The organism is Microbispora catharanthi (assembly GCF_006334915.2).
Taxonomy (GTDB): domain Bacteria; phylum Actinomycetota; class Actinomycetes; order Streptosporangiales; family Streptosporangiaceae; genus Microbispora; species Microbispora catharanthi.
This window is the reverse complement of record NZ_VDMA02000018.1, coordinates 38,530-49,862: the sequence shown is the minus strand read 5'-3', so window position 1 is coordinate 49,862 and position 11,333 is coordinate 38,530. Positions and strand designations below refer to the sequence as shown.

The 11,333-nt window shown below is 71.3% G+C and carries 10 protein-coding genes; 3 read left to right on the top strand and 7 right to left on the bottom strand.

What is annotated here, in order from left to right; all coding sequences use genetic code 11:
* Positions 1 to 135 precede the first annotated feature (135 nt).
* The 5 genes from FH610_RS29475 to FH610_RS29455 all read right to left on the bottom strand — a co-directional run bounded on the left by FH610_RS29475 (position 136) and on the right by FH610_RS29455 (position 4,966).
* Positions 136 to 1,335 (bottom strand): cytochrome P450, encoded by a 1,200-nt coding sequence (locus FH610_RS29475; RefSeq protein WP_139578295.1) that lies wholly within the window; start codon positions 1,333 to 1,335, stop codon positions 136 to 138.
* Between the two features lie 255 nt (positions 1,336 to 1,590).
* On the bottom strand, positions 1,591 to 2,511 hold the full coding sequence (locus tag FH610_RS29470) for an ABC transporter substrate-binding protein (RefSeq protein WP_139578294.1): 921 nt from the start codon (positions 2,509 to 2,511) through the stop codon (positions 1,591 to 1,593).
* A 39-nt stretch (positions 2,512 to 2,550) separates the two neighbouring features.
* A complete protein-coding gene (locus FH610_RS29465; protein ID WP_139578293.1) occupies positions 2,551 to 3,213 on the bottom strand; it encodes an ABC transporter permease in 663 nt (220 codons plus the stop codon).
* Positions 3,210 to 3,884 carry an ABC transporter permease gene (locus tag FH610_RS29460; protein WP_205826162.1) on the bottom strand — a complete coding sequence of 225 codons (675 nt, stop codon included), beginning with the start codon at positions 3,882 to 3,884 and terminating at the stop codon, positions 3,210 to 3,212. Before FH610_RS29460 ends, FH610_RS29465 begins: the two co-directional genes overlap by 4 nt.
* Entirely contained in the window at positions 3,881 to 4,966 is a 1,086-nt protein-coding gene (locus FH610_RS29455) for an ABC transporter ATP-binding protein (protein WP_139578292.1), read from the bottom strand. The genes FH610_RS29460 and FH610_RS29455 overlap by 4 nt, the downstream gene beginning before the upstream one ends.
* 283 nt (positions 4,967 to 5,249) lie before the next feature.
* Here FH610_RS29455 and FH610_RS29450 point away from each other — a divergent pair, with 283 nt between their 5' ends.
* A complete protein-coding gene (locus FH610_RS29450) occupies positions 5,250 to 7,154 on the top strand; it encodes a hypothetical protein (protein ID WP_139578291.1) in 1,905 nt (634 codons plus the stop codon).
* A gap of 31 nt (positions 7,155 to 7,185) precedes the next feature.
* On the opposite strand, the gene FH610_RS29445 is transcribed toward FH610_RS29450, so the two are convergent.
* Positions 7,186 to 8,358, bottom strand: coding sequence for an acyl-CoA dehydrogenase family protein (locus FH610_RS29445; protein ID WP_139578290.1), 1,173 nt, complete (start codon positions 8,356 to 8,358; stop codon positions 7,186 to 7,188).
* Entirely contained in the window at positions 8,358 to 9,425 is a 1,068-nt protein-coding gene (locus tag FH610_RS29440) for an acyl-CoA dehydrogenase family protein (RefSeq protein ID WP_139578289.1), read from the bottom strand. Before FH610_RS29440 ends, FH610_RS29445 begins: the two co-directional genes overlap by 1 nt.
* 207 nt (positions 9,426 to 9,632) lie before the next feature.
* Here FH610_RS29440 and FH610_RS29435 point away from each other — a divergent pair, with 207 nt between their 5' ends.
* Both FH610_RS29435 and FH610_RS29430 read left to right on the top strand, forming a co-directional pair.
* Complete coding sequence (locus tag FH610_RS29435; RefSeq protein WP_139578288.1) at positions 9,633 to 10,289, top strand: TetR family transcriptional regulator; 657 nt, start codon at positions 9,633 to 9,635, stop codon at positions 10,287 to 10,289.
* A gap of 192 nt (positions 10,290 to 10,481) precedes the next feature.
* Positions 10,482 to 11,330 (top strand): zinc metalloprotease, encoded by an 849-nt coding sequence (locus FH610_RS29430; protein ID WP_139578287.1) that lies wholly within the window; start codon positions 10,482 to 10,484, stop codon positions 11,328 to 11,330.
* Positions 11,331 to 11,333: the final 3 nt, after the last annotated feature.

Below are 11,333 nucleotides of genomic sequence, written 5' to 3'. Positions count from 1 at the left end.
GTGCCGAGCCGTGGCGACATCGGCTAACCGCCACCGCGCGCACCCCGCCCACCTGCGGCGACGGGGGAAATCGCGATCGTCCGATCCGACTGCGGGTCAGGCGTGGGTCGGTCGTGGGTCGGCCGTATCCAGCGGTCACACGTCCCAGGTGACCGGCAGGCTCTTCACCCCGTAGATGTCCGCGGTCTCCGGCCGCAGATCGACCTCCTCAGCCGGTACGGCCAGGCGCAGCGTGGGGAAGCGGTTGAGCAGCGCGGGGAAGGCGACCCGCATCTCGACGCGGGCGAGCTGCTGGCCCAGGCACTGGTGGATGCCGTGGCTGAAGGCCAGATGGCCGCCGTCCTGCCTGCGCAGGTCGAGCACGTGGGGGTTGGGGAAGCGCTCGGGATCGCGGTTGGCGGTGTTGAGGGACAGGATGACCGTCGTCCCGGCCGCAATGGTCCGGCCGCCGAGCTCGACGTCCTCCAGCGCGACCCTGTGGAACTGCTTGGCGACACTCAGATACCGCAGCAGCTCTTCGACGGCCTGGTCGATGAGCGTGGGCTCGCCGCGCAGCGCGGCCAGCTGGTCCGGGTTCTGCAGCAGCGCGAAGGTGCCCAGCGCCAGCATGTTCGCAGTGGTGTCGAATCCGGCCGACAGCAGGATGAGGGCCATCCCCTGCAGCTCCTCGTCGGTCAGGTCGCTGTCGGTGAGGTCGCTGAGCACGTCGTCAGTGGGGTTGGCGCGCTTGGCGGCCACCAGCTCCGCGAGATATCGCTGGGTCGCGGTGTAGGCCGCGATCAGTTCCTCGTCGCCGACCTCCCCGCCGAGGAACTTGTCGATGTTGTCCTGGAAGGAGCCCCGGTCCTCGTACGGCACGCCCAGCAGCTCGCAGATGATGACGGCGGGGATGGGCTTGGCGAACGCGGTCACCAGGTCCGCTGGCGGCCCGGCCTTCTCCATGGCGTCCAGGTGGTCGGCGGTGACCTGCTCGACGCGCTCGGTGAGCATTCGCATCCGCCGTACGGTGAACTTGCCCACCAGCGGCTTGCGATAGCGGCCGTGCTGCGGCTCGTCCATGAGGAGGAACTCGCCGGGCGGCGCCGGGGGGACCTCGATCTCGCCGTAGTCGATCAGCGGGTGGTGGCGCATGAGCTCCTTGCGCGAGCTGAACCGAGGGTCGGCAAGGACCGACCGGACCAGGTCGTATCCGGTGATCAGCCAGCCCTGGTGCCCGCTGGGGAAGGGGAAGCGGCTGATCGGGCCGTGCTCGCGGGCGTCGATCAGCTCCCTCGGCGGGTCGAAGGGACAGCCGGGCTGACGCGTGATCGGCATCGTCGTGACGGTGTGTTCCATGGCCATTCCCCTCATCAGGCGCCGAGCACGGCGTTGTCTTCGGAAGCCTTTCGCGGCCCCGGGGCCGCGATCGCTGAGCCGTTCATGGCATCCACGATCGCCGGCCGCGCTGACACCGGGCCGTCGCCGTGCTGACGCGGCCGCTGACACGACACCGCATCGGACCGATCGCCATCCGGTGAGCGCAGACGAACGCCTCCCGGTTCGGAGCAGGAGCCCTGCTCCGCCGGGAGGCGTTCACCTACATGCTCGCTGTCAGAGCAGGCCGTTCTGCGTGAGCCAGTCCTTGGCCACCACGGGCGGGTCGTCCTTGTCGACGGAGATCCGCTTCATCAGGGAGACCAGCGTCTGGGTGTCCAGCTTGGCGGAGACCGCGTTCAGGGTGGAGGTCACGGTGTCGTTCACCCCGGCCTTGTAGACCAGGGGCGTCACGTTCTCCGAGCCGAAGGCGTTCTTGTTGTCCTGCAGCGGCACGAGGTCGTTCAGCACGATCTTGGGATCGGTGGTGAACACGTTGCCCACCTGGACCGTGCCGCTCTTGATGGCGTCAGCGGTGGTGTCCCCGGTGGGCTTCCACTGCTTGAACTCCAGGCCGTAGACGTTCTTGAAGTTCTCCTCCTGACGCTGCTTGAACTCCGGCGGACCGCCGACCACGAAGTCCTTCGCCACCTTGGCGAGGTCCTCGATGGTGCTGAGCTTGTACTTGTCGGCCGTGGCCTTGGTGACCGTGAGCGAGTTGTTGTCCTCGGCGGCGGCGGGCTCCAGGACCTCCAGCTCCGCGGGCAGCTTGGCCTTCAGGCCCGCGAGGATCTCGTCCTTGGTCCTGGCCGTGCTCGACTTGTCGACGAACGCCAGCAGCGACCCGGCGTACTCGGGCAGCACGGTCAGGCCGCCGCTCTTGACCTGGTCGTAGACGACCTCGCGGCTGCCGATGTTGGGCTTCTCCTCGACCGTGACCCCCTTGGCCTGAAGGGCCTGGGCGTACATCGAGGCGAGCAGGACGCTCTCGGGGAAGTTGAAGGAGCCGACGACGACCTTCGCGGCGGCGGCGTCGCCCGAGCCCGACGCCGACGGCGCGGCGGACGCGGTCGTGGAAAGGGGGTCGGAGCCCCCGCAGCCCGATAACGTGAGCGCCGCGGTCAGGGCGACCGCCGCGACGCCGAAGATACGTCTCATACCAAAAAATCCCTTCATTTTAGGGCGATAATAACGGAATTAGCGGACCTGGCGGACACCGGGTGAGACGGCCACCCGGTCGAGCAGGACGAAGGCGAACTGGACGGCCAGGGCGAGGGCGGCCACCAGGACCGCTCCCCCGATCACGTCCGCATAGGTCTTGGTGGCCAGGCCGTCGATGATGAACCGGCCGAGCCCGCCCAGCCCGACGAACGCCGCGACGGTGGCGGTCGAGACGACCTGGATGGCGGCGAGGCGCAGGCCCAGCAGGATCAGCGGCAGCGCGACCGGGGTCAGCGTCCGGAACAGCACCTGACGCCCGCGCAGGCCCATGCCGTACGCGGCGTCGCGCAGGTCGGCGTCCACCCCCCGCACGCCCTCGTACGTGTTCACCAGGATGGGCGGGACCGCCAGCACGATCAGCGGGATCAGCACCGGCAGGACGGTCCCCACGCCCGCCAGCAGCACCACGAGCACGAGCAGGCCGAGCGTCGGCAACGCCCGGGCGGCGTTCGCCGCGACCACGACGAGCAGCGCGCCGCGGCCCGTGTGGCCGATGAGCATGCCGAGCGGCACGGCGATCAGCGCCGCGACGAGGAAGGCCGCCGCCGAGAACTCCAGGTGCTCCAGCAGCCGGACCGGGATGCCGTCCGGGCCCGACCAGTGCCCCGCGTCGCCGAAGAAGTCGGCCAGCCAGTTCACGCCGTCCTCCTCGCCCGGGACCAGGGGGTCAGCAGCCGCTGGGCGAGCACGAGCAGCCCGTCGGCGAGCACGGCGAGCAGGACGATGAGCACGATCCCGACCACGATCGGCGTGTAGAACTGCCGCTGCCAGCCGTCGATGAACAGGTTGCCCAGCCCGCCCTGGCCGATGAGCGCGCCCACGCTGACCAGGCTGATGCTGGACACGGTCGCGACCCGCAGCCCGGCCAGGACCACCGGCACCGCGACCGGCAACTCGACCCGGAGCAGCCGGCGCGCGGGCCGGAACCCCATCGCCACCGCCGACTGCCGTACGGGATCGGGCACCGAGGCCAGGCCGTCCACCACGGCGGGGATCAGGACCGCGAGCGCGAAGAACGTCAGCGGGATGACGACGGTCGACCGGGTGAGCCCGGTGACCGACAGGAAGATCGAGAACAGCACGAGGGACGGCAGCGAGTAGGTGACGTTCATCAGCGCGGCCGTCGGCTGGTAGAGCCAGCGCCAGCGCACACAGGCCAGGCCCAGCGGCAGGGCCACGACCAGCCCGAAAAGCACGGGCAGGAAGGCCATCACGACGTGGTTCTCCAGCAGGGCGCTGATCGCGGTGGGGCCTCCGTTGGCCCAGTTGCGCGCGATCCAGTCCCAGCGGACCAGGGGCTCCTCGGTCACGCGGGCGCCCCCTCGGAGTCGCCGGCGCCGGAGGAGGAGCCGCCGCTCGATCCGCCCGGGGCGCGGCCCGCGGCGGGCGGCGCGTACTCGGCGAGCAGTTCGTCGATCGCGTCCCGGCCGGCCACGCCGCGCACACGGCCCTCCTCGTCCACGGCGACCGCGGTGCCGTTGGGCGACAGCAACGCCGCGTCGAGCGCCACGCGCAGCGAGTCGGTCTCGGGGTTGAAGGTGCCGTGCGCCGCGAGCCCGTCCGCGGTCCGCCAGCCGAGCGCCCTGCCGTCCTCGTCGGTCACCAGATCGGACGGCGACGGGCTCAGCCGCACCTCCTTGGCCGAGATGAACGACAGCCGCCGGATGCCGCGGTCGCGGCCGAGGAACTCGCGGACGAAGTCGTCGGCGGGCTCGGTGAGCAGCGTGGCCGGGCCGGCCATCTGGGCCAGCCGACCGCCGACGCGCATGACGGCCACCGTGTCGCCGAGCTTGACCGCCTCGTCGATGTCGTGGGTGACGAACACGATCGTCTTGCGCAGCTCCGACTGCAGCCGCAGCAGCTCGTCCTGGAGGCTGGCCCGCACGATCGGGTCGACGGCGCTGAACGGCTCGTCCATGAGCAGCACCGGAGGGTCGGCCGCGAGCGCCCGGGCCACGCCGACGCGCTGCTGCTGCCCTCCGGAGAGCTGGAAGGGATAGCGTCCGGCCAGGCCGGGGTCGAGCCCGACCAGCTCGAGCAGCTCCATCGCGCGGGTGCGCGCCTTCTTCTTGCTCCAGCCCAGCAGGTACGGCACCGTCGCCACGTTGTCCACGATCTTGCGGTGCGGAAACAGGCCCGCCTGCTGGATCACATACCCGATGCCGCGCCGGAGCGTGGGCGGGTCGATCTCGCGCACGTCCTGACCGTCCAGGGTGATGCGGCCGGAGGTGGCGTCGATCATGCGGTTGATCATCCGCAGTGACGTGGTCTTGCCGCAGCCGGAGGGGCCCACGAACACGGTGATCGCACCCGTGGGCACCTCCAGGCTGAGGTCGTCCACGGCCACCGTTCCATCCCGGTAGCGCTTGGTGACGTCTTCGAACGTGATCACGCCATCTCGCCCTTCGAAAGAGTGTGCGATCAACCCAACACCGGGAGGCCCACTCGCTCTTCCCCGTGAACCCCCCGGATATCCAACGCGACCCGTTCCGGACACACCACCCGGCGGCCAGCCTACGGTGGGAACCTCCGATATCCGGGCCTAGATATCTATCAATAGGGCATCTCATGATGCGTGGCGCGGTGATGTGTTGGCATGATTACTCTCACACCTCTCCCGTCCCTCCGCCGCGTCCCTCCGATACGGACCAGCACGAAACTCAGAGGAGCCGGTCGTGACTGCACCGCTCACCGGTCAGCGCTCCAGGAGCGAGCTGATCGCCGAGCTCTACGAGCGTCACGCGGCGGGGTTGTTCGCGTACTGCCACGACCAGCTCGGTGAGACCGCGTCCGCCGCCGACGCCGTGGTGGCCGTCTTCACCACCGCTCCGACCGCCGAGCCGCCCGCACGCGCCGCGCTGTACGTGCTGGCGCGCCGGGAGATCTACCGCCGGGACGTCAGCTACGCGCTGCCGGCCGTCGACTCCGTCGCCGACCCCGCCACCGCCTTGATCGAGCGGGTGTTCCGGGACATCCGGCCGCACCAGCGTGAGGTCCTGCTCCTGTCGGAGGTATGCGGCCTGACGGCGCCCGAACTGGCGCTGGTCCTCGACGTGGCGGCCGACACCGCCGAGGAGCTGATCGCGGGGGCGACGCGCCGCTTCGCCCAGACACTGGAGACGGCGGTCACCGCCGCGAGGTCGGCGCCGTTCGTGCTCGCCTCCGTCACGGAGGTCTACGACGCCATCGGCGTCTCCCCCGTCGGCGACGTGCTGGCCCGGCTGCCCTGGCGCCGACCGGCCGCGTCCGTACGCGACCGGGTGCTGGCGGCGCTGCCGTACGAGGAGCCGGGGAGCGCCACGACGGGCGGGCAACAGTCCTCCGGGCTGGTTACCAAGAGGCTGTGGCCGACCACTCCGACCTGGCCGCTGCCGCTGAGCGACCCCGACCAGGTCACCAACACGTGCGTGGTCAACACCGACGCCATCGCACAGCCGCAGGGCCCCCGGCGCAAGGCCAAGCACGAGGCCACGACCGAGCCCATGCCCCGGCTGCGCGGGGCGCTGCTGAACTCGCTCGGCGAGGGCCGTCTGCGCAGGAAGCGCACCGGGCGGCCCGCGCCCGCGGAGCGACCGGCGGCCCTGGCCGCGCCTGTGGAGCCGCAGGCGTCCCCGCGGGAATCCGCACAGACCGCGCCCGCCACGCCGCCACCTGCCCCGGACGTCGCGAAGATCACCCCCGAGCCGTTCGACGCCTTCGGCACCACCGCTTCCTCCCACCGTCCGGATCCGTTCGACGCCTTCGGCACCACCGACGCACCCCGCCAGGCGGAGCCGTTCGACGCCTTCGGGACCACCCCGCGCCCCGCGGAGCCGTTCGACGCCTTCGGCACCGCCGACACACCCCGCCCCGCGGAGCCCTTCGACGCCTTCGGCACCGCCCCGCGCCCCGCGGAGCCGTTCGACGCCTTCGGGACCGCCGACACACCCCGCCCGGCAGAGCCGCTGGACGCGTTGTTCGACACGCTCCGCTTCGCCGTGCCCTTCGACGCGTTCCGTACGGCAGAGGCGGCGGGCACGTCCCGGCAGGCCGAGTCCACCGACGCCTTCCCGCGGATCGAGGAGCCGTCCGACGAATCTCCGCTGACACCGCCCTCCGAGGCGCTTTACCCGGCCGCTCCCCCCACGGACACGTTCGCGTCCGCGCCGCAGGAGGCCGAGCGACCGGCCGAGCCTTTCCTCCCGGCCGAGCCCTTCGTCGCAGCCGAGCCTTTCCCTGCAGCCGAGCCTTTTCCCGCAGCCGAGGAGTCGCCGGCGGAGACGGACGGCGAGCATGCCGCCGAGGCGTCGGCGACGGAGACCGGCGCCCTGGTCCACCCGGCCGCCGCGGCGGTCCCCGTCCCTCCGGCCGCCGCCTCCCGCCGTCCGGGCCGCAAGCACACGACAGGCAGGAGCACGGGCACCAGGCACGCCGGCAAGTCGTCCGGCGGCGGCAACGGCGTGAGCAAGGGCACGAGCAAGGGTCGGCGGGTCAAGGGTGACCGGCACTTCGACTGGCTGTGGGAGGTCGTCGGCATCCTGATCTGCCTGATCATCGCGCTGATCGTCTTCTTCTACGTGCCGACGGTCTTCACCCCCTGAGCCCGGAACGCCCCTACCGCCGGGCGCGTGCTCATCGTGGCGGTTTGGGCAGCCCGAGCCCGAGCATCGCGATCAACTCACGCTGGACCTCGTTGACGCCGCCGCCGAAGGTGAGCACGAGCGCGCCCTTGACGCCCCGGTCCACCCGCTCGATCAGGTCGCGCGTCTCCTCGTCGTACGGATCGCCGAAGCGGGCCAGCGCGTCGCCGACGATCCGGCCGACGTCCTGCACCCGCTCCGAGGCGTAGATCTTGGTGGCCGACGCGTCGGGCGCGCCCAGCCAGCCGAGGTCCATCGACGCCGCGACCTGCCAGTTCAGCAGCTCGTTCGTGCGGAAGTACGCGTACACCTCGGCGACGGCCCGCCGTACGTCGGGGTGCTCCCACAGCGGCGCGCCGTCGCGCCCCCGGCCGGTCTTCGCCCAGCGGGCGAAACGGTCGAGGGTGTGCCCGATGTTGCCGGCGGGCCCGAGCGTGACGCGTTCGTGGTTGAGCTGGCTGACGATCAGGTCCCAGCCCTTGTCCACCTCGCCGACGACCATGTCGCGCGGGACGCGCACATCCGAGTAGTACGTCGCGTTGGTGTGGTGGCGGCCGTCCATCGTGATGATCGGCGTCCAGGAGAACCCGGGGTCCGCGCAGTCGACGATCATCATGGTGATCCCGCGGTGCTTCTTCGCCGCCGGATCGGTGCGCGCCGCCAGCCAGACGTAATCGGCGTGATGCGCGCCCGTGGTGAACACCTTCTGGCCGTTGACCACGTAGTGGTCGCCGTCCGGCACCGCCGTCGTCCGCAGCGAGGCCAGGTCGGTGCCCGCCTCCGGCTCGCTGTAGCCGATCGCGAAGTGGCACTCCCCGGCGAGGATGCGCGGCAGGAAGAACTCCCTCTGCGCGTCCGTGCCATACCGCATCAGCGTCGGGCCGACCGTCTGCAACGTGATCAGTGGGTACGGCACCTCGGCCCGGGTGACCTCGTTGGCGAAGATCTGCTGCTCCACCGGGCCGTAGCCGCCCCCGCCGTACTCCTTCGGCCACCCGAGGCCGAGCTTGCCGTCACGGCCCAGCCTGCGGCAGTGCGCCATGTACGCCTCGCCGAACGGGTCGCGGGCGATCTCGGCGCGCTGCTCGCCGGTCAGGCAGGACGCGAAGTAGTCCCGCAGGTCGTCGCGGAGCCGCCGCTGCTCCGCCGTCAACTCGATGAACATCAGACCAGGGCTCCGATCAGGTCGAGTTGCGCCTGCTCGCCGCCGAGCAGATGGGCGAGGTGCTTGCCCAGGCCGAAGTAGCGATGCAGCGGATAGGTCAGGTCGAGGCCGACGCCGCCGTGCAGGTGCTGGCAGGTGTAGAGCGCCCGTACGGCGTCCGCGGCCGCGTTGTAGGCGGCGACGGCCAGGTCCCGCTCCGCGGGCAGCCCTTCGCCCAGCCGCCAGACCCCCGTCCACATGGCGACGTCGAGCGCGCGTGCGGCGATGTAGACGTCGGCGATCTGCATGGTCACGGCCTGGAACTCGGCGAGCACCCGGTCGAACTGCCTGCGCGTGGCGATGTGTCCCTTGGTCAGCGCGAGCGCGCCGGCGAGGACCCCGGAGGCGGTCGCGGTCACGGCGGCCAGAGTGTTCAGCCGCAGCGCGGCGACGGCCGCGCCGTCCGGCTCCCCCACCATCTCGCCCGGCGCGTCCTCCAGGATGACCACGGCCGCGGGCTCCCCGGCCGCCGTCGGGACCGGCCGCAGTCGCGCGGCTCCCGGCCGTACGAGGAAGAGCGCGGCCTCGCCGTCGGAGAGCGCGGGCACGAGGATGGACGACGCCTCGGCGGCGTACGGGACGATTCCGGGCCGTCCGGTGATCCTGCCGTCCCTGGCGATCGCGGCCGGCGGGTCGCCCGGGCCCGCCCCGGCCTCGCGGAAGGCGACGGTCAGCACCTCCTCCCCCTCGGCGAACGGCGCGAGCGCCCGCCGCTGCGCGTCCGTCCCGTGCCCGGCGACGGTCAGCGCGGCGATCAGGCCGGGCAGCGCGGGGACCGGCGCGACGCGGGCCCCCGCCTCACGCAGGATCACCGCCATGGCGAGCGGGCCGAGCCCGGCCCCGCCCGCCTCGGGAGGCAGGCACGCGCCGAGCAGGCCCGCCTGCGCCAGCGCCTTCCACGCCCCCGCGTCGTACGGCCGGCCGCCGCGCTCGTGCGCCTCGATCCTGGCCTGGTCCGCCTCTCGGTCCAGCACAGACGCGGCCAGCGCGCGCAACTCCGCATGGGTCTCGTCGAGATCGAAGTCCACCGGACCTCCCGCGTGTTCCACGGACCTGTCTGCGGGGCAGGATCCCCCCAGAACCGCAAACTAGAACGGATTCTAATCTCTGTCCAGAGGGAGGCTCACGAACCGGCGACGACACGTGACTGAAACGCCAAAGTCATATAGCCGCCAGCGCTTTTGTGACTGACGGGTAACCATCCGGAAGGAGCGGAAATCAGATAACGTGTTCCTATGCGCACTTCGCATGCAGTCGCCGACGCTCCACCGCCGCTTCCCGAAGGGCCCTCCGCCACGGGCAGCCATCCGGCCCCGGCCACCCCCGGGGTCCGCACCAGGAGCCAGCACCAACGGCGCCGGCGCATCGTCCAGGCGGCGGCCGCCCTCGCCTCCCGCGGAGGCGTCGAGGCGATGCAGATGCGCACCGTCGCCGAGCGCGCGGGCGTCGCCCTGGGAACGCTCTATCGCTACTTCCCCTCGAAGATGGACCTGGTCGTGGCGGTGGTCGGTGAGGAGATCGACCTGCTGGAGTCCAGCATCGAGCGGCGCCCGCCACACGCCGCCCACCCCGCCGGCCGCGCGGTCGACGTGCTGATGCGGGCCACCCGGGGCCTGATGCGCGAGCCGGAACTCGCCGACGCGCTCATCCGCTCCCTGATCATGGCGGAGGTGGAGGCGCCGTTCGGCGACCGGATGGCGAGCCTGCTGCTGCGCGTCGCCGCCGACGGCCGCACGGTGAACCTTCCCGCGGAGGACCAGCTCGCGCTCGCCGGCTCCCTGTCGGGAGTCTGGGTGCAGGAGTTGCTGGAGATGCTGCGCGGGCGGCGCACCTATGAGCAGATCCAGCACCGCATCGAGATCGCCGCCGAGCGGCTGCTGGCGGGTTTCTAGATTTTCCTCGGCCACGCGATGGAATTCGCGCGACCCTGCGGTGACACGACGTCCCCGGCCACGGGTAAGACGGATATGCCAGATGGGCGGGCCGTCGTCTCCCACTAGAACGAGTTCCAGTCTTATTGGAACAAAATTCCAATTGCGGGAAAGCGCCTGGACCGGCCCTGCCGGTTCTGGTTCCATGACAGGGTGACGAGCACCCCCGAGATCCCGGCGGCCCAGCGGGACGCCGCCGCTCCGCGCATCCCCTCCGCCCGCGCGGCCTGGGGGCCGCTCTCCCTGTCGTACGCGACGGCGCAACTCGTCGAGGTGTTCCTGCACGAGGGATCACACGCGCTGGCCGCCCGCGCGGCGGGGTTCCATCCTGCCATCGGCCAGTTCGTCGAGCTGCACGTGCCCTCGCCGCAACGCGCGCTGGAGGCAATGGTGGCCGCCGCCGGTCCGGTCGGCAGCCTCGTCACCGGCCTCGTCTGCTGGGCGCTGTACCGCCGTCGCGGGCCCTCCTATCCGCAATTGCTGCTGATGTGGCTGGCGATGACCGGCGTCGTGGCGTTCCTGGGCTACCTGGTGGTCACACCGCTGCTCGCGGTGGGCGACACCGGGGTTCTGGCCCGTCTCTACCATGTGCCCGTCGCCGTCCAGTTCCTCGTCGCCGCCGCCGCGATGGCGATTCTCTACCTGGTCACGCGGCCGCTCAGCCGGATGTACCTCGACTCGCTGCCCGCGAGCGTGCCCCTGGACACCCCACGCGCCCGCAAGGCGGCCGTGACTCGCCTGTGGATCCCCTACCTGATCGGCCTGGCGCTGCTGGTGCCCGCCGGTCTCGGCGGCGACCCCGAGGTGGTCTTCTACGGCATCCTCGGCTGCTGGGGGCCGGGAATGGCGCTGGTCGGATTCATGACGCCCGGCGCGGGCCGGCCGTACGAACGCAAGGAGAGGCCGGGCACCGGCTGGCGGCTTCCCGTGTGGGCGTTTTTCGGCTACGCAGCGGTGGTCGCGTTCTATCTGCTCGTGCTGCGGCCCGGCCTGGATATCTGACCC

What these genes read in the sequence shown, in the direction of transcription:
- FH610_RS29445 (WP_139578290.1), bottom strand. Translation starts at nt 8,358, where the DNA reads ATGTTCATCGAGTTGACGGCGGAGCAGCGGCGGCTCCGCGACGACCTG.
- FH610_RS29475 (WP_139578295.1), bottom strand. Translation starts at nt 1,335, where the DNA reads ATGGAACACACCGTCACGACGATGCCGATCACGCGTCAGCCCGGCTGT.
- FH610_RS29470 (WP_139578294.1), bottom strand. Translation starts at nt 2,511, where the DNA reads ATGAGACGTATCTTCGGCGTCGCGGCGGTCGCCCTGACCGCGGCGCTC.
- FH610_RS29435 (WP_139578288.1), top strand. Translation starts at nt 9,633, where the DNA reads ATGCGCACTTCGCATGCAGTCGCCGACGCTCCACCGCCGCTTCCCGAA.